This window comes from Idiomarina xiamenensis 10-D-4 (assembly GCF_000299895.1).
In the GTDB taxonomy this organism is placed as follows: Bacteria; Pseudomonadota; Gammaproteobacteria; order Enterobacterales; family Alteromonadaceae; genus Idiomarina; species Idiomarina xiamenensis.
Genome location: NZ_AMRG01000004.1, coordinates 88,547 through 106,968, shown reverse-complemented (window position 1 = coordinate 106,968; position 18,422 = coordinate 88,547). Strand labels below are relative to the sequence as shown.

Annotated in this window: 18 protein-coding genes; 15 read left to right on the top strand and 3 right to left on the bottom strand. The window is 49.5% G+C overall.

Going from position 1 to position 18,422, the window contains the following annotated elements; all coding sequences use genetic code 11:
• The first annotated feature begins 75 nt into the window (after positions 1-75).
• A complete protein-coding gene (gene eno, locus A10D4_RS04200) occupies positions 76-1,371 on the top strand; it encodes a phosphopyruvate hydratase (protein WP_008487953.1) in 1,296 nt (431 codons plus the stop codon).
• A 32-nt stretch (positions 1,372-1,403) separates the two neighbouring features.
• On the top strand, positions 1,404-2,084 hold the full coding sequence (locus A10D4_RS04195; RefSeq protein WP_008487952.1) for a hypothetical protein: 681 nt from the start codon (positions 1,404-1,406) through the stop codon (positions 2,082-2,084).
• A 16-nt stretch (positions 2,085-2,100) separates the two neighbouring features.
• On the opposite strand, the gene A10D4_RS04190 is transcribed toward A10D4_RS04195, so the two are convergent.
• Positions 2,101-2,820, bottom strand: a complete 720-nt coding sequence (locus A10D4_RS04190; RefSeq protein WP_008487951.1) for a sulfite exporter TauE/SafE family protein — start codon at positions 2,818-2,820, stop codon at positions 2,101-2,103.
• Between the two features lie 201 nt (positions 2,821-3,021).
• On the opposite strand from A10D4_RS04190, the gene ftsB reads away from it, so the two are divergent.
• The 9 genes from ftsB (at position 3,022) to rpoS (ending at position 9,717) form a co-directional block, all read left to right on the top strand.
• Positions 3,022-3,393 (top strand): cell division protein FtsB, encoded by a 372-nt coding sequence (gene ftsB / locus A10D4_RS04185; RefSeq protein ID WP_008487950.1) that lies wholly within the window; start codon positions 3,022-3,024, stop codon positions 3,391-3,393.
• A 7-nt stretch (positions 3,394-3,400) separates the two neighbouring features.
• The gene (gene ispD, locus A10D4_RS04180; RefSeq protein WP_156812074.1) at positions 3,401-4,117 is read left to right on the top strand and encodes a 2-C-methyl-D-erythritol 4-phosphate cytidylyltransferase; all 717 of its coding nucleotides are present in this window, start codon (positions 3,401-3,403) and stop codon (positions 4,115-4,117) included.
• A gap of 27 nt (positions 4,118-4,144) precedes the next feature.
• Positions 4,145-4,621 carry a 2-C-methyl-D-erythritol 2,4-cyclodiphosphate synthase gene (ispF, locus tag A10D4_RS04175; protein WP_008487946.1) on the top strand — a complete coding sequence of 159 codons (477 nt, stop codon included), beginning with the start codon at positions 4,145-4,147 and terminating at the stop codon, positions 4,619-4,621.
• The gene (truD, locus tag A10D4_RS04170; protein ID WP_008487945.1) at positions 4,618-5,739 is read left to right on the top strand and encodes a tRNA pseudouridine(13) synthase TruD; all 1,122 of its coding nucleotides are present in this window, start codon (positions 4,618-4,620) and stop codon (positions 5,737-5,739) included. The genes ispF and truD overlap by 4 nt, the downstream gene beginning before the upstream one ends.
• Positions 5,720-6,463: a 5'/3'-nucleotidase SurE gene (gene surE / locus A10D4_RS04165; RefSeq protein WP_008487944.1), complete on the top strand. Its 744-nt coding sequence runs from the start codon at positions 5,720-5,722 to the stop codon at positions 6,461-6,463. The genes truD and surE overlap by 20 nt, the downstream gene beginning before the upstream one ends.
• Before the next feature lie 4 nt (positions 6,464-6,467).
• Complete coding sequence (locus tag A10D4_RS04160; RefSeq protein ID WP_008487943.1) at positions 6,468-7,103, top strand: protein-L-isoaspartate(D-aspartate) O-methyltransferase; 636 nt, start codon at positions 6,468-6,470, stop codon at positions 7,101-7,103.
• Positions 7,100-7,678 carry a YqaA family protein gene (locus tag A10D4_RS04155; protein WP_008487942.1) on the top strand — a complete coding sequence of 193 codons (579 nt, stop codon included), beginning with the start codon at positions 7,100-7,102 and terminating at the stop codon, positions 7,676-7,678. Before A10D4_RS04160 ends, A10D4_RS04155 begins: the two co-directional genes overlap by 4 nt.
• Positions 7,679-7,731: 53 nt before the next feature.
• Positions 7,732-8,616: a peptidoglycan DD-metalloendopeptidase family protein gene (locus A10D4_RS04150; RefSeq protein WP_008487941.1), complete on the top strand. Its 885-nt coding sequence runs from the start codon at positions 7,732-7,734 to the stop codon at positions 8,614-8,616.
• Between the two features lie 72 nt (positions 8,617-8,688).
• Positions 8,689-9,717, top strand: a complete 1,029-nt coding sequence (rpoS, locus tag A10D4_RS04145; RefSeq protein ID WP_008487940.1) for an RNA polymerase sigma factor RpoS — start codon at positions 8,689-8,691, stop codon at positions 9,715-9,717.
• A gap of 12 nt (positions 9,718-9,729) precedes the next feature.
• Here rpoS and mutS read toward each other — a convergent pair whose 3' ends face one another.
• Positions 9,730-12,363 (bottom strand): DNA mismatch repair protein MutS, encoded by a 2,634-nt coding sequence (mutS, locus tag A10D4_RS04140; RefSeq protein ID WP_040502490.1) that lies wholly within the window; start codon positions 12,361-12,363, stop codon positions 9,730-9,732.
• Positions 12,364-12,393: 30 nt separating this feature from the next.
• Here mutS and A10D4_RS04135 point away from each other — a divergent pair, with 30 nt between their 5' ends.
• The 3 genes from A10D4_RS04135 (at position 12,394) to A10D4_RS04125 (ending at position 16,210) form a co-directional block, all read left to right on the top strand.
• Positions 12,394-12,888: a CinA family protein gene (locus tag A10D4_RS04135; RefSeq protein WP_008487937.1), complete on the top strand. Its 495-nt coding sequence runs from the start codon at positions 12,394-12,396 to the stop codon at positions 12,886-12,888.
• Positions 12,889-13,068: 180 nt separating this feature from the next.
• A complete protein-coding gene (gene recA / locus A10D4_RS04130; protein WP_008487936.1) occupies positions 13,069-14,139 on the top strand; it encodes a recombinase RecA in 1,071 nt (356 codons plus the stop codon).
• A 241-nt stretch (positions 14,140-14,380) separates the two neighbouring features.
• Positions 14,381-16,210 (top strand): DUF885 domain-containing protein, encoded by a 1,830-nt coding sequence (locus A10D4_RS04125; protein ID WP_008487935.1) that lies wholly within the window; start codon positions 14,381-14,383, stop codon positions 16,208-16,210.
• 92 nt (positions 16,211-16,302) lie between these two features.
• On the opposite strand, the gene A10D4_RS04120 is transcribed toward A10D4_RS04125, so the two are convergent.
• Positions 16,303-17,202 carry a LysR family transcriptional regulator gene (locus A10D4_RS04120; protein WP_008487934.1) on the bottom strand — a complete coding sequence of 300 codons (900 nt, stop codon included), beginning with the start codon at positions 17,200-17,202 and terminating at the stop codon, positions 16,303-16,305.
• 113 nt (positions 17,203-17,315) lie between these two features.
• Here A10D4_RS04120 and A10D4_RS04115 point away from each other — a divergent pair, with 113 nt between their 5' ends.
• Positions 17,316-18,422 (top strand): NADH:flavin oxidoreductase/NADH oxidase, encoded by a 1,107-nt coding sequence (locus tag A10D4_RS04115; RefSeq protein ID WP_008487932.1) that lies wholly within the window; start codon positions 17,316-17,318, stop codon positions 18,420-18,422.

Below are 18,422 nucleotides of genomic sequence, written 5' to 3'. Positions count from 1 at the left end.
AGTCGCTTTGATTTCAGGCTTTTTCGTTTTTACACGATCAGCACGAAAGATTATTAACCTAGGATAATCACTACTATGTCATTTATTGCACAAATTATTGCCCGCGAAATCATGGATTCTCGCGGTAATCCAACTGTTGAAGCCGACGTTATTTTGGATAACGGTATCATGGGTCGTGCGGCAGCTCCTAGCGGTGCTTCAACCGGCTCTCGTGAAGCGCTTGAACTGCGCGATGGCGATGCCAAACGCTACTTAGGTAAAGGCGTATTAAAGGCGGTTAGTAATATTAACGACCGCATCAGTGATGCCCTAAAAGGCCACGACGTGACTCAGCAGCGTGAAATTGATGAATTGATGCTGACCTTGGATGGCACCGACAATAAAGCGGAGTTGGGTGCTAACGCTATTCTGGCGGTCTCATTAGCGGTGGCTAAGGCGGCCGCGTTAACGCAGGGCGTGGCGTTGTATGAATACATTGCTAGCTTGTATGGTCAAGACGGCCGTTTTAGTATGCCGTTGCCGATGATGAACATTCTTAACGGCGGTGAACACGCCGATAATAACGTCGATATCCAAGAGTTTATGATTCAGCCAGTGGGCGCTGCTAGCTTTAAAGAAGGCTTGCGTATGGGCGCGGAAGTGTTCCATGCACTGAAAAAGGTCTTGCAAAGCCGTGGTCTCAGCACGGCGGTTGGTGACGAGGGTGGTTTTGCGCCCAATTTAGCCTCTAACGAAGAAGCGCTGTCAGTTATCGTCGAAGCGGTCGAGAAAGCCGGTTACCGTATGGGTGACGATATTACGCTGGCGCTTGATTGTGCCGCTTCTGAATTTTATCGTGACGGAAAATATCACCTGTCGGGTGAGGGCAAGTCGTTTACCGCAGCCGAGTTCGCTGACTATTTAGCGCAGTTATGCGATAAGTATCCTATTATCTCTATTGAAGACGGTTTAGATGAAAGCGACTGGCAAGGTTGGGCTATTTTAACCGAACGCTTGGGCGACCGCGTGCAATTGGTTGGTGATGATTTGTTTGTCACCAATACACAAATACTGCAACGCGGAATTGATGAAAAAATCGGCAACTCAATTTTGATCAAATTTAATCAAATTGGTAGTTTAAGCGAAACATTGGCGGCGATTAAAATGGCCGAAGACGCTGGTTATACCGCGGTGATTTCACACCGTTCGGGTGAAACCGAAGACGCCACCATTGCCGATTTAGCCGTGGGTACTGCCGCCGGTCAGATAAAAACCGGTTCGCTGTGCCGTTCAGATCGGGTGGCTAAATATAATCAACTGCTACGCATCGAACAGGCGCTTGGTGCCAGTGCCAAGTATGCCGGTCGTGCAGCGGTGAAAGCCGCCCAATAGTTAGACAGCGTTGAGCCTATGGTGATAGCAACGTGGTAGAGCAAACCAACATCTTTCAAGCGCGTCACCCGGCAGAGCAACAGCCGGGTGACTATAACGAGCTATGTACGGCGCTGTACGAGCGTGAGTTACAGCAGTTGGCGCATTTAGCGATGGATGATGTGCGCTTTTTACAGGTTCGTTTGGCTAACCTGCCGGCTCATATTAAACGCGCGGCTCGTGGCATGCTTAATAGTCAGTCACCATTAGCGCTAGATGCGCAAAATGCCAGTTGGCAAAGCCATCAAGCGAGTAAACCACCGCTAAGCAGCAGCGGCCAGCGTTGCGCTGACTGGTTCCGTCGCCACGCGGCATTAGGTTTACCGGTGGCGGTGTTTGTTGATAACGGTGACTTTCAATGTTTACGCTTGGATTCGATTGACCGTATACAACGCGCTGCTGCGGATGATAAAAACAGTCCTATCGTGGCCCTGCATTGCAATCAATTTGGTTGGTTTGATGTGAGTGGTGATGTGCTCACCGAGGTTGCTGAAGCGACTGAACATTGGCAACTATTAAAACCGGAAAAACGCATTATGGCAGCGGCTTGCGCTGGCCATCGTTGGGCGCCAAAGAAGCGTTTATCACCGCGCACATTAAGTTTGCGTGAGCTGCTGTTAGCGGCAACCATTTATTGGCCTAATTTTCGCCGCGCACAGCGCATCCCCGATTAAACCGAGCCAGTGGCATTTATCCGCTGCTGAGCAAAACCAGTAAACCACTGCCAACCACCACCGCCAAGGTCAGCCGTTTAAACGCTAATTCTGGGATCATCGCTGCTATACGATGACCAATGAAAACACCACCGATAACGCCAATTAACATCGCCAACAGTACCGGCGACATGCTTAGCTGATACTGGTCTTGCAGCGCAAAGGAGACACTGTTGGTGAGTGCAATGATAAAAAAGAATGCACTTAAGGTGGCTCGAAAGTTTTGTTTGTCGATGTTTTGTTGATTTAAAAACAGCACCACAGGCGGGCCACCTAGCGTCAATGCACCATTACAAAAGCCTGCCAATAAACCAACACCAAATTTACTGGTGGCGGTCGCTGGCAAGGGCAGCCGCCAACCACTGAGTAGGCACACAGCAGTGACGATCACCAGTATCGCTAAGCCACGCTGTAACGTTAGCGTATCGCCACTGAGTAAATACTGGTTGCCTAATAAAGAACCCACTACGCCGGCAACGATCAACGCTGACCATTGTCGTAAATCGCAATAATGTCGAGTTTGATACAGTAAAAAACCGGTGAGACAACAGTTGACTAATGATAGTGTGGGAGTGATGTTGCTCAAGGGGAGCAACAGGCTAAGCAACGGCACTGCTAATAAACCCGAGCCAAAGCCGGTAATGCCTTGTAACAAGGCTCCAGAAAATAGAATTAGGGTAATAAAAAAGTAGTCCATGGACACCTTAGGTCGATCCCGACTTAAATCGTTTAACTGCGGCGTGAGGTGCTAATGTTAACACCGTTGATAAGCTCGCAGTGAAAAAGCAGTTGCAGAAGATGCCGATGATCCTGCGCTAAGCCAAGGGAATTTCGGTAAAGCGCTTTTCAGGCGCGTTGTAAAACTTCATAATAGCCGTAATAACAGGAGAGGGATCGCATGCGTTTAGTCATGCTGGTATTACTGGGTTTATTATTAGCGCTGCAGTATCGTTTGTGGTTTGGTAAGAACAGCTTACCGGATTATTGGCGTGTGCAACAAGAAATCCATCATCAGCAGCAGGCGAACCAAAAGCTGCAACAGCGTAACGACCTATTGTTTGCCGATATCCGTGATTTAAGAGATGGCGAAGAAGCCATCGAGGAACGGGCGCGCAACGAACTCGGTATGATAAAAGCGCACGAAACTTTCTTTCGCCTAGTTCCTGTGCAAAGTGTACCTGTGCAGAGTGTTCCCGTACAAAGTGTGCCTGCGCAAAGTGCCTCGGTTAAACGTGCAGTAGATACCGCTCAGACCAATAATGACTTATGAAAAAAACATGAATAAACCCGCAATTGCTGCTGTGGTGCCTGCTGCTGGTATTGGCTCACGCATGCAAGCCAGTTGTCCAAAACAGTATTTGACCTTACTAGAACGTCCGGTGTTATCTCACACCTTAGCGACGTTATTGGCTTGCCAAGCGATTAGCCACGTCTATGTCGCGTTGGCTGCGCATGACCGACGCTTCGAACAACTGGCCGAAGCGCAGCATCCGCAGTTGTCAACGGTTGCTGGTGGTGACACTCGCGGTGCATCGGTGCTTGCGGGTGTTCAGGCCGCACAGCAAGCAGGCTATGATTTTGTTGCCGTACATGATGCTGCGCGCCCCTGTTTGTCGCAACAAGATCTAGCACAAGTGATTGCTGCCGGTGTGAGCCATAGCGACGGAGCAATTTTAGCGACGCCAGTACGCGATTCGATGAAGCATGCCGACGCGCAGCAACAAATTATCGCCAATGTCGACCGTAATGATGTTTGGCAGGCGCTAACCCCACAGGTATTCAGAACCGATTTATTGTTGGCGGCGTTACAGCAAATGGGTGTCAACCATCCACAAATGACCGACGAAGCGTCGGCGGTGCAATATTTTGGTCGCACCCCCATGCTGGTTACCGGTAGCGTGAAGAATTTAAAAATTACTCATCCCGAAGATTTAGCTATCGCAGCGGCTTATTTATCGATGCCGAGCTCGGCATCAGTCAGCACGGCTGAATAAGCCTCATTAATGATTGCAGGAACAAGTATGCGTATTGGACATGGATTTGACGTACATAAATTTGGCGGCGACGGCCCCATTCGACTGGCGGGTGTCGATATTGACTACGCCCAAGGGTTGCTTGCCCACTCCGATGGTGATGTCGCCTTACATGCGTTAGCGGATGCACTGCTCGGAGCGCTGGCGTTAGGCGATATCGGTCATCACTTTCCCGACAGCGATGCGCAGTACCAAGGAGCCGATAGTCGTCAACTGCTGGGACACGTTTATCAACAAGTTCTCGCACAAGGTTATTGGTTAGTCAACGCCGACCTCACCATCATGGCGCAAGCGCCTAAAATTGCGCCGCATATTGCGGCTATGCGCGAGGCTATCGCGACGGTACTGTCTTGTGAAGTCTCGCAAATTAACGTCAAAGCCACCACTACCGAGCAGCTTGGTTTTGTTGGTCGCAAAGAGGGCATTGCCTGTGCCGCTGTGGTGCTGTTGGATAAACAAATATGAGTGAGTCAGTCACGATATCGACCGAGCAGTTACTCTCGGCTCAACAACAAATTCCTCGTTGGCAGGACATGCAAACTGAGCTTGCTGAGCCGCCTAGCGCCGGCTTTAAATGTCAAGCGGAAGACTTTCAAGTGACAGAGTTGCTAGATGTTGACGATGATGGTGAGGGCGAACATCAGTGGTTGTGGGTAAAAAAACGTGGGGCTAATACCCGTTTTGTTGCCGAACAATTGGCCAAGTTCGCTGGAGTCAGTGCCCGTGAGGTGAGCCACTCCGGTATGAAAGATCGACAAGCCGTTACTTGGCAATGGTTTTCTATTCAACTACCGGGTCAACCCTTGTTAGACTGGCAAGCGCTTGAGCATCCAGAGTTTGTGGTGGAAAAGGCGTTGTTGCGGCAACGTAAATTGCGTATTGGTACGCACAAGGCTAATCGTTTTCAGATCCGTCTTCGTGACGTCAGCGATCGCGCCGCGTTGCAGCAACGCTGGCAGTTTGCCGTAGCGCATGGGGTGCCTAATTATTTTGGTGAGCAGCGTTTTGGCCGACAAGGCAGTAACTTAACCGCTATGCACCAGTGGTTACTTGCCGGCGGTAAGTCGAAACGACTAAAAAAATCGCAGAAAAGCCTGTTATTGTCGAGCGCACGGTCATTCTTATTTAATCAAGTGTTGGCTTATCGGCTACAGCAACAGCAGCTGCAGACTTTATTCGATGGCGATGTGGTCAATTTAGCCGGAAGTCGCTCGTGGTTTGTGGTGGAGCAGGTCGACGATAGTTTACGCGAACGCTTACAACAACAGGATATTTTGCTGACCGGACCATTGTCTGGGCGCGTCGCTGGACGCGATGCGGAACAGCCGCGTAGCGGTGCCGGTTATGAGCTTGAACAAGCCGCGCTTGCTGACTGGCAGCCGCTGGTACAAGCGCTAATTGATAAAGGTGTGCAAAGCGATCGGCGGCCGCTGCTACTTTACTTGCAGCAGCCGCAGTTAAGCTGGCAGGATAATGACTGTCTATTGAGCTTTGATTTGAGCGCTGGCAGCTTTGCCAGCAGTGTAATTCGCGAACTGATAGTGACGGAACATGTCGGAATCCATGAAGATATTACTGAGTAACGATGATGGCGTACACGCACCGGGCATCGCCGCGCTGTACGACGCGTTATCGGCGGTGGCCTCGGTCAAGGTGATTGCACCGGACCGCAATTGTAGCGGCGCCAGTAACTCATTAACACTACACAACCCGCTGCGCTTGCAGCGCTTAGATAATGGTTTTTATTCGCTCAATGGCACGCCCACCGATTGCGTGCATTTGGGTACCAACTCGCCGATTGCCGAAGATGTCGATATTGTCGTCTCGGGTATCAACGACGGTCCCAATATGGGCGATGATGTGTTGTACTCGGGTACGGTAGCGGCGGCGATGGAAGGCCGTTTTATGGGGTTGCCAGCAATCGCGGTATCGATGGGCGCGCGCGGTCACGATCATTATGAAACCGCTGCGCGAGTTGTGGCCGAATTGATTCAGCAGATGCAACAACAACCCTTACGCTTAGATACCATTTTAAATATCAATGTGCCTTATTGCCCATACCAGCAACTAAAAGGTACGCGAGTAACGCGCTTGGGACGCCGTCACCGCGCCGACGTCATGGTGCGTGACCGCGATCCATTCGGACGTGAGATTTTTTGGTATGGCCCGGTGGGTAACCATCAGGATGAGCACCCCGATACCGATTTTCAGGCTATCCGTGACGGCTTTGTCTCGATCACGCCACTGAGTCTGGATATGACCGCGCAGCGGCATCAACAAGGGTTACAGGACTGGCTGGACGAGTAGCACCATGATCAATAATTATTGGGGGATGGCTAAGCGCCTGGTCCAGTTATTGGTCGCGCAAGGGATCAGCAACCAGCGTGTACTCGATATTATCGAGAGTACGCCGAGACATCAGTTTATGCCCGAATCGTTGGCTCACCAAGCGTACGAAAATACCGCGCTACCGATCGGCAAAGGGCAAACCATTTCACAACCACTGATGGTGGCAACCATGACGCAACTTTTGTTGCAGCATGATTGTCAGAAAGTGTTAGAAATCGGTACCGGCTCGGGTTATCAAACGGCGGTATTAGCGCAACTGGTGGAACGGGTATTTTCCGTCGAACGAATTGCCGCATTGCAGTATCAAGCTAAGCGGCGTTTAAAGCAGCTTGATTTACACAATGTCGCTATGCGGCACGGCGATGGCTGGGAAGGCTGGTCAAGCAAAGCGCCGTTCGACGGTATCATTGTTACCGCTGCGGCTGCTCGGGTGCCGGAAGCACTACTGCAGCAGTTGGCTGATGGTGGCGTGATGATTTTGCCGGTTGGCGAACAGCAGCAAAGTTTATATGTCGTACGCCGTTTCGGCGATAACTTTGAACAACAACGGATCGGTGACGTGAAGTTTGTTCCATTAGTAAAAGGCACGTTACTGTGAAGTGGTTTTCACCCTTGTATGATCGCGTATTGCTCTGGTCACAACATCCCCGCGCAGTGCGTATTTTAGCGATGCTGAGCTTTGCTGAGTCGGTGATCTTTCCGATTCCACCAGACGTCATGTTAGCGCCGATGTCGATGACGCAGCCCCAGCGAGCTTGGCGGTTTGCCTTATTAACGACATTAATGTCGGTATTAGGTGGTATTGCTGGCTATTTGCTGGGATATTGGGCTTATGATTCGCTGGTGCTGCCGTTAGTCGAATGGGCGGGATACACGCATAAACTGCAGCAGGTTGAAGCATGGTTTGCTGAATGGGGCTTGTTAGTGGTATTCATTGCGGGCTTTTCGCCGATTCCGTACAAGCTGTTTACCGTCACTGCTGGGGTGATGCAATTGGCGTTATTGCCATTTATTGCGGCGTCGCTGCTCAGCCGCGGCCTGCGTTTCTTTTTGGTCGCCTGGTTAATGCGCACTGGTGGTCCGGCAATGGCTGCTAAGTTACGCGATTACGTTGATTGGTTAGGCTGGTTGACCATTATCGCTGGTGTTTTATTGTATGTGTTACTGCGCTAACTGGAGGCTTGCATAATGTGGCAGCAGTGGCGCGATCGAATAGGGAAGCACGCATGCTAACACAACGGCAACTGGGTCATTGGTTTTTCATCGCTGCAATGGCAATGAACCTGGTCGCCTGTAGTAGTCGCCAACAGCCAGCGCCGGTAAGCTCTGTTTATACTGGTAAAACGGTTTATGATTTTACTCCCAGTAGTCTTAACCAGCAGCAAGCGTACCAAGTGCAACGAGGTGAGACGCTCTATTCTATCGCGTTTCGAGCGGATTTAGACGTCAATGAACTCGCAAGACTGAACGGCTTATCTGCTCCCTACACCATATACCCGGGACAAACTATCAAGTTAAAGCCCACGAAAGTGGCGTCTAGAGGTACTAATAACACATCATCTAGAAGTAACGGTAATAAAGAATCGCCCAAAATATCAACAAATGGTCTAACTAAGCCCGTTGCCAAGCCCCCAGCGAAACGGTATGTTGATGCCAAGGCTCAACAAAAACAGCAGAAAAAACAGCCGCCTAAACCGGCTAGTTGGTCCAGCTCAGAAGCGCAAGTTGCCAGCGCCGATATTCGTTGGCAATGGCCGTCGACGGCGAACGTTAGCAGTGAGTTCTCGCTACAAGAGTTAGGCAATAAGGGCTTAGATTTTTCTGGCCAGCGCGGCGACCCGATAGTGGCTGCTGCAGCGGGCAAAGTGGTGTATGTAGGTAACGCGTTACGGGGTTATGGTCAGTTAATCATTTTGAAACATAATGATGACTACATTACCGCGTATGCGCACAACGACAAATTGTTGGTAAAAGAGCAGCAGTGGGTAGATGCTGGTCAAGTTATCGCGCAAATGGGCGATACTGGCAGCGATACTGTGAAGTTGCACTTTGAATTGCGGTTTCGTGGAAAGTCCGTTAACCCCAGACATTATCTGCCGAAATCGCGTTAGCCAATAAATTTGTGATCTAACCGACATAGGATGTCGGTAACAGTTGCAAGGGGTTGATGTGAGGAAGCAGCTATGGGCCGTAAAAAGGACAAGCACCTAAAGCAATCGTCGTCAGAACAATTGTCGGCAGAGTTAGACGAAGAAACCGTTGTCAGCGATGACGAGGAAGAGGTTAACGAGCCAGATGTGGCTAGCTTAACCGATACCTTTGAAGATAACGAGTTAGAAGAAGCACTGGCAAACAGCACGCAATATAAACGGCGTATGGATGCCACGCAAATCTATCTGAGCGAGATTGGTTTTTCACCGTTGTTAACCGCCGAAGAAGAAGTGTTTTACGCTCGTAAAGCGCTGAAAGGCGACGCTGCATCACGGCAGCGTATGATCGAAAGCAATTTACGCTTAGTGGTAAAAATTGCCCGCCGATACAGCAATCGTGGATTAGCGTTGCTCGACTTGATCGAGGAAGGTAATTTAGGCCTGATCCGAGCGGTGGAAAAGTTTGACCCCGAACGCGGCTTTCGATTTTCGACCTATGCCACGTGGTGGATCCGACAAACCATTGAGCGTGCGTTAATGAATCAAACTCGCACCATTCGCTTGCCCATTCATGTCGTCAAAGAACTGAATGTTTATCTACGTGCGGCGCGAGAGCTGGCGCACAAGCTCGACCACGAACCCACCGCCGAGGATATCGCTCAAAGCCTAGACAGGCCGATTCAGGACGTCACTCGCATGTTACGTTTGAATGAACGTATTTCTTCGGTTGATACCCCGATTGGTGGCGATAACGACAAAGCATTATTAGACATTATCGCTGACGAGAATGAGGGTGGCCCCGAAGGCGTATTACAGGACGATGATATACGCGAACACATTAGCGACTGGCTGTTAGCATTAAATCCGAAGCAGCGCGAGGTATTAGCACGGCGCTTCGGACTGATGGGGTACGAGCCATCTACGTTAGAAGATGTTGGGCATGAAATCGGTCTGACCCGTGAGCGGGTCAGACAAATTCAAGTCGAAGCGTTGCGTAAGTTGCGTGACATTTTACGGCAACAGGGGTTATCGATAGACGCGCTATTCTCTGTCGACCGATAGTCTGTTCTGGCGTCAGTTTTGCTGGTTGATATATTGTTGTTGCCAGCGATAGAGTAAATCTAAAGCCTGCTTAGCACTTAACTCGTCGCTTTGCAGGCTTTTTAGTTGCTGGTACAGCGCCGTTGCGCGTGTTTGCTCAGTATCATCTGGCACTTGCTTTGGCGTTGCTAGCGATAATGATTGTTGTCGCTCTGGCGCCGCTACTGAAGTTGTTGCGCGGTGTGGTTGTTGAGGCAATTGATGCTGTTGCTCTAGCTGTTCTAATTTTTGTTTTGCTAACGCTAATACATCGGCCGGCAGACCCGCCAGCTGAGCCACTTGAATACCAAAACTGCGGCTCGCCGCACCCTCGCTAACGCGGTGCAAAAAGGCGATAGTGTCGCCATGTTCCATCGCTTCAACATGGACATTAACCGTCGCGGGTAGTTGCTCGGCTAATTCGGTTAATTCAAAGTAATGCGTAGCAAATAGGGTAAAGCAGCTAATGTCAGCCGCTAGCTTTTGGGCGCAGGCCCAAGCCAGCGATAAACCGTCGTAGGTCGACGTGCCACGACCTATCTCATCCATCAGCACTAAGCTTTGTGCGCTAGCATTGTGCAAAATTGTTGCCGTCTCGGTCATTTCCACCATAAAGGTCGAGCGTCCTGAAGCAAGGTCGTCTGCGGCACCGATGCGAGTGAAAATACGGTCGATAGGGCCAATAACTGCTTCATCGGCGGGAACGTAGCTACCGATATGAGCGAGTATGACGGCTAACGCGGTTTGGCGCATGTAGGTCGACTTACCGCCCATATTGGGTCCGGTGATCATTAACACCCGACGCTTCTCGTCTAAGATGACATCATTAGCGATAAAAGGCTCTTGACTCAGACGCTCGATGACCGGATGGCGTGCTTGTTTTAGCTGTAGCGCAGGTTGTTGAGTTAGACTGGGTTTAACGAAGCCGTAATCGCTAGCACAGCGAGCAAAACTGCAGTAAACGTCCAGTTCGGCTAATGCCGAAGCCATGCGCTGAAATGCATTGAGTTGCGGCAATAGCAGCTCAAATAATTGCTCATACAGCCATTTTTCTCGAGCTAAGGCGCGCGCCTGACTATTCAGTACCTTGTCTTCGTGGGCCTTGAGTTCGGGGATGATATAACGCTCGGCATTCTTTAAGGTTTGTCGACGCTGATACTCTAACGGGATCTTATCGGCCGCCAGCTTACTGGTCTCGATATAATAACCATGCACCCGGTTATAACCGACTTTTAAGGTGCTGATGCCGGTGCGTTCACGCTCGCGTTGTTCTAATTGCTGTAAATAGTCGGTGGCGCCCTCAGCTAAGCGCCGATATTCATCCAACTCATCATCGTAACCCTCGGCGATAACCCCGCCATCACGAATGAGTTGTGGTGGGCTGTCAATGATGGCGCGCTGGAGCAGTTCGGCTTGTTGGTTAAACTCGGCAATTTGCGTCACTAAGGGCTGTAACGCTTGCGCACGCAATAACTGCTTTAGCGATGGTAAAATAGATAACGTATCACGCAATCGTGCGAAATCACGCGGGCGTGCGCTACGCAAGCTCAGTCGAGCGACGATACGTTCGACGTCGCCGATACCTTTCAATTGTTGCTGTACGTCGTTAAAAAACAAGCTTTCAGTCAGTGCCGCAACGGCTTGATAGCGTTGTTTTAACTGTTCTTGATTGCGCAAAGGGCGGTGCAACCAACGCTTAAATAAACGACTACCCATAGCGCTGACGGTGTGATCAAGTACCGCAGCTAAATGCGTCGCTGCGCCGCTAAAGCTTTCTGTCAGTTCCAAATTACGACGAGTGGCAGCATCTAAGATAATGGCGTCATCGGGCTGCTCTTTATGAATATTGCGTATATGCGGTAGCGCAGTGCGTTGGGTATCCTTGACATATTGCAACAGGCAACCGGCGGCACAGAGTCCTAACGGCAACGATTCCACTTCAAAACTGTCAAGATGCTGAACTTGAAACTGTTGTCGTAACTGCTGGCGCGCGCTATCGAGCTCGAAATCCCAATCGGGACGACGGCGTAAACCACGTGCGGGTTTTAATAGCGAGACCTGATTAAAGCTTTCAGGGTATAATAGCTCAGCAGCCTGTAAGCGTTGTAGTTCCGCTTGTAAAGCGGCGTCGTCACTGACTTCACTAAGCCAAAAGCGACCACTGCTAATATCTAGCGCGGCTAAGCCGTAACCTTGCTTGTCCTGGCTAACGGCGACCAACAGATTATCTTGACGCTCTTGTAACAACGATTCATCGGTAACCGTGCCTGGCGTCACAATGCGTACGACTTTGCGCTCTACCGGCCCTTTGCTGGTGGCTGGATCGCCTATTTGCTCACAAATAGCGACCGATTCACCTTGTTGAATCAAGCGCGCTAAATAGTTTTCTACGGCATGATAAGGCACACCTGCCATGGGGATGGGGGCACCGCCGCTTTGTCCGCGTTTGGTCAACGAAATATCTAATAATTGTGCTGCACGTTTGGCATCATCAAAAAATAACTCGTAAAAATCACCCATTCGATAGAATAATAAGATGTGCGGATGCTCTGCTTTTATACGCAGATATTGCTGCATCATCGGCGTGTGTGACTTTATCTGTTGTTCTGATAGGTTAGACGCAGACATCATAAAATTCTGATTCCTTGGAGCCTGAACGTGACTATTGAAATAAATAAAGAAATTAATCAGTTAGCACAGTCGTTAGGGCAGTTACTGCAACGCCATCATTATCAAATCGTAACGGCAGAATCCTGTACTGCTGGAGGTATAGGATACGCGATCAGCAGCATAGCGGGAAGTTCTGCGTGGTTATCTGGTGGTTTAATCACCTACAGCAATGCGTTGAAGCAACGTTGGCTATCGGTTAGCTCGTCTATACTGGAGCAACAAGGCGCGGTGTCGGCCGAGTGTGCGCAGGCCATGGCGCAAGGTGCACTGCAACAGGCCGATGCCAATATTGCTGTAGCGGTGACAGGTATTGCTGGGCCCGATGGCGGTTCGGAAGATAAACCCGTTGGTCTAGTGTGGTTTGCTATTGCCTGCGGGGACGACTGTTTTAGTTGGTCGTCGATTTTTAGCGGCGATCGCGCGGCGGTGCGTCAACAAACGATTAAAGAGGCGCTGACTGAGCTTGTTGAGTATTTAAAATGATTTTTATATCAATTACTTAGGCAATTGCATGTGGTTTTTTTTGATTCTCAGTTGATACTGTATATTTTTACAGTATACTGATGGATATCATCTTTGAGCAGTTAATCAAGTCTATCGTGAATTTGAGCACGATGGTCAATACGATTAAGCTGATTTAGGCAAGTATACGCGGAGCAAGACATGGCAGCAAACGATAAACAACGGGCACTCGATGCCGCGCTGGGACAAATTGAAAGACAGTTTGGTAAAGGTTCAATCATGCGTTTGGGCGATAACCAGGCGTTAGATATTGCCTCAGTATCAACTGGCTCACTCAGTCTTGATATTGCGTTGGGTATCGGTGGTTTACCCTTTGGTCGTGTCGTCGAAATTTATGGGCCAGAGTCGAGTGGTAAAACGACTTTAACTTTACAAGTTATCGCCGAAGCACAAAAGCAAGGTAAAACGTGCGCATTCGTTGATGCCGAGCACGCATTAGATCCGGTGTATGCGCGTAAACTCAATGTGAATGTCGACGAACTGTTAGTGTCACAGCCCGACACCGGTGAACAAGCGCTTGAGATTTGCGACATGTTAGTGCGCTCTGGTGCTGTCGATGTGGTCGTTGTCGACTCGGTGGCGGCGTTGACACCGAAAGCTGAAATTGAAGGTGAAATGGGTGATAGCCATGTTGGCTTGCAAGCCCGTTTGATGTCGCAAGCACTGCGTAAGTTAACGGCAAATATTAAAAAGTCGAACAGCTTATGTATCTTCATTAACCAAATTCGTATGAAAATTGGTGTCATGTTTGGTAACCCAGAAACCACCACCGGTGGTAATGCGCTGAAATTCTACTCGTCGGTACGTCTAGATATTCGCCGTACCGGTGCGCTGAAAGAGGGCGACGAGGTGGTTGGTAACGAGACGCGCGTTAAAGTCGTTAAAAATAAAGTGGCTCCGCCGTTTAAGCAGGCCGAATTCCAAATCATGTACGGCGCTGGTATCTCGAAAGAGGGCGAATTGATTGATTTGGGTGTCAAACATAAAATTGTTGATAAGGCGGGCGCTTGGTATAGCTACAACGGTGATAAGATCGGTCAGGGTAAAGCCAACGCAATGAAGTTTTTAAGCGAGAATACTGCCATTGCTGAAGAGATCGAGAAAACCTTACGTGATATGTTGTTAGCTAAGGCTGTTCCTGATGCAGAGAAAGCCGATACGACAAACACCAAGGGTGGTAGTAGCGAGCAAGAAGACGATATATTGGCATAAGCAGGTCACTCGACTTAGCGGATAAACGAATACTGAAAAGCCGTGATGTTGTGAGCATCACGGCTTTTTTGTGTGTTAAGGGGCTGTTTTTCGACGATTTGAGGTTAAATGCGGTAAAACGGGGGCGCGACAAGATGAGCGGCGGCATTAAAGGCCCTAGTTGCCTTGGTGTTTATATGCTTGCTGGTTAGACTGAAAGCATACTACTGACAACCAGATGCTATCAGCAAGGATAATACTAATGAAAAAAGGTCTGATTGCGCTGACTATCGGCGCTGTTTTACTGAACGGCTGTGGTACGCCAAACGCTAGCAATGACAACGTTACTGCGCAGAATAGCTCGTCACAGCAAGCGACCAGTACTAGCGAACAACATCTACAACAGTTGTTCGCTGATTATTTTGAAGAATCGTTGCTGTTAAACCCACTGATGGCAACCTATATCGGTGATAATCGTTTTAATGATCGTCTACCTAACTTTTTGTCAGAGCAATACCGCAATCGCTCGCTTGCCTTAGATAAGCGCTATTTGCAGCGTCTTGAGCAGATTGATCGACAGCAGCTTAGCGGCCAAGCTGCGGTTAGCTACGATATCTTTAAACGCGAGCGCGAAATGGCCATTGAGGGTGCGCAATATCCCGATTATTTGATCCCGATTAACCAGTTTTATAACCTGACCAGCCGCTTAGCGATACTGGGGTCGGGTCAGTCGGCGCAGCCGTTCCGTAGCGTTGATGATTATGATGACTGGGCACAGCGTATGCAACAGATCCCAACGCTGTTAGATCAGGCTATCAGCAATATGAAAATGGGGGTTCAGCAGGGCGTTGTGCAACCGCGTATTTTGATCGAAAAAGCGATTCCGCAAATCGAGGCGCATCTCGTTGATGATATCAATCAAAGCATCTTCTGGAAGCCAATTAAGGCGCTGCCAGAGAGCTTCAGTGATGCCGATAAGCAGCGTCTAACAGCGCAATATCAGACTGTTATTGAGCAACAGGTACTGCCGGCTTATCAACGCCTGCGTGACTATCTGGTCAACGATTATTTGGCTGAAACTCGCGACACGGTTGGCCTAGGCGCCATACAAACCGATACCGTCGATGGGCAAGCTTGGTACGCCTATAATGCCAAAAATCGTACCACTACCGATTTGACGCCCGAGCAGATCCACCAAATAGGTTTGAATGAGGTTGAGCGCATTCATCGTCAAATGCGTGAGGTGATGCAGGAAGTTGATTTTCAAGGTGATTTGGCTGACTTTTTTGAGTTTACTAAAGACGATCCACAGTTTCATTATGACTCCCGTGAGGCCATGCTAAGCGATTATCGAGCATTACGAGATACCGTTGATGAGCTGACTCCACAGTTGTTTGATATCTTTCCGAAAGCCGAATATGAAGTACGTGCGGTCGAATCTTTTCGCGAAAAATCAGCCAGTTCAGGATCGTATCAAACTGCGCCGATTGATAATTCGCGACCGGCTATTTTTTATCTAAACACTTATGATTTGAGTTCACGTCCGACTTGGGCAAAAACCGCATTGTTCTTACATGAAGCCGCGCCAGGTCACCACTTTCAATTATCTATCCAACAGGAGTTGGGTGGTTTACCGGCGTTTCGTAAATTTGGTGGCGAAACCGCCTATATTGAGGGCTGGGGTCTATATGCCGAGTCGCTGGGCTACGATATGGGGCTTTATGAGCAGCCTTACCAGCGTTTTGGTGCGTTAGCGGCGGAACTATGGCGAGCTATTCGTTTAGTGGTTGATACGGGGATTCACGCCAAGGGCTGGAGCCGTCAGCAAGTACTCGACTATATGTATGCTAACGCCCCGGTTGCCGAAGCACGAGCGGTTTCTGAAGCGGAGCGGTTTATGGCCTTACCGGGACAAGCGTTGGCCTATAAAATCGGTCAGCTTAAAATTCAAGAGTTACGTGATAAGGCGCAAACAGCGTTAGGTGATGACTTTGATATCAAAGCCTTCCATCGCCAAGTGTTAGAAGACGGCGCACTGCCTTTAGCCATTCTGGAAAACAAAATCGACCGTTGGATAGCAGCGCAACAATAATCGCTGAGTCAGTTGAAAAGCCCTGCACAGTGTTAGCCTCTGCAGGGCTTTTTGGTATCGATTACAAAGGTAGTTGGAGAATTTTCATCGATTCAGTCGGTGCAGGCATAAGCTTCACATTGGCTAAATCTCAGCAAGGCTTCCTCGACAATGGTGTGAATGCGTTTAGGTCGAGGCTTATCGCGCAGTTCGACAATATGAATCGGTTCGCTGACCGCAATCGGTAAATGATGTACGGCAATTTTTTCTGGTTTAGCGAAGGCTTGCACAGCGTGAGCCGGCAATACAGTAAAGCCAAGGCCTAGGCTAACGGGTTCAAGTAGTAGGCTGACCTGATTAGAGAAGCCCCGCTTCGGCAGTTTGTTAACGTGCTGAAATTGTGGATAGTTGGCACTAAGTAATTGCTGCGCCTGATAAGCGCCGTCCGGGTGATCAATAAACCCTAATTTTTGCAGGCTTAACCAATCGGGTTGGCTCAGCTCGGCGGGGGTGACTAACAGTAGTGCCTCTTCGGCAATTTTAACATTGCTTAGTTCAGTCATCGCATCGGGACAGGTTTTAAAACCGATATCGATTTGGTTATTCAACAGCGCTTGGTCGATGCTATCGTTCGGCGCGAAACGGTAATCGATGACCAATTGCGGATATTGTGCCTGCAATGCTAAGAAATGAGGGTAGAGCTTTAATCCTATACTACCCGGAGACATCACCCGCACTTCACCCTCATAGGGACAATCTAGACTGACATTGACGGCTAAAGATTGTAGTTGAGCGATCAAGTCAGTTGACTGCTGCCGCAAGCGTTCACCGATGTCGGTCAGAATAAAACGTTTTCCTTGCCGTATTAACAACGCTTGGCCGATAGCTTGCTCTAATTTATTGATGTGTTGGCTGACACCCGATTGCGTCATATGCAGTTGTTTGGCGGTGTCAGTGAAGCTACCAATATCGGCTAGGGTGCAAAAGGTCTGTAACCATTTTGTATTTATCATTACGTTCACTAATAAATTTCATAATAATTAATAATTTTACGTGATTAATTGGTCTGTGTAACCTACTTCTAAAGTTAATTTTCACTAGATGATTTCAGCGGAGATAGCGCAGTATGAGTGAGTTGTTTTCTGAATTTTCGTTAAAGAATGTCACCCTACGTAATCGCGTAGCAGTCCCACCGATGTGTCAGTATAGCGCTGTTGATGGCTTTATTAATGACTGGCATATCAGTCATTATGCGAGTTTAGCGCGTGGTGGTGCAGGGTTAGTGATTGTCGAGGCTACTGCGGTCTCGCCCGAGGGGCGTATTACGCCAGCATGTACGGGGTTGTGGCAGGATGAACAAATTGCCGGTATGGCCAAGGTTGCAGAACAAATCAAAGCCGCCGGGGCGGTAGCGGGTATTCAAATCGGACATGCTGGGCGCAAAGCCAGCGCCAATCGCCCATGGCAGGGTGATGACCATATTGACGCCGATGATGAACGCGCTTGGCAAACCATAGCCCCCTCAGCACTAGCTTTTGGTGCTAACTTACCACGCGTACCTAAGGCGATGACGTTAGATGACATTGAGCGGGTTAAACAAGACTTTGTGGCGGCAGCCGTGCGCGCAAAACAGGCCGGTTTTGAATGGTTAGAGTTACACTTTGCGCATGGCTATTTAGCACAAAACTTTTATTCACCGTACTCGAATCAACGTGACGACAACTATGGCGGTGATTTAGCTGGACGTAGCCGCTTTTTGTTAGAAACTTTAGCGGCGGTGCGTGCAGTTTGGCCGCAACAGTTACCGCTAACGGTACGTTTTGGCGTGATCGAATACGACGGCGATGACGAGCGCATGCTGGCGGAGTCGGTGCAAACGGTAAAACAGTTCAAAGCGTTAGGCGCCGACTTTGTCAGTGTCAGCATTGGCTTTAACACGCCGACGGCAAATATCCCTTGGGGACCGGCGTTTTTAGCGCCCGTTGCCGAACGTATTAGAAACGAAGCAGAATTGCCAGTAGCCACGGCATGGGGCGTAGATACCCCGCGTTTGGCTAACGACTGTGTGGTCAATCAGCAACTTGATTTGGTCATGATTGGTCGCGCCCACTTGAGCAATCCACATTGGAGCTACCGCGCTGCACAAGAACTCGGCATAGAGGACCCGGCGTGGGTATTGCCGGCGCCGTACGCACACTGGCTGAGTCGCTATAAACCGGCTACCGACGCCTAA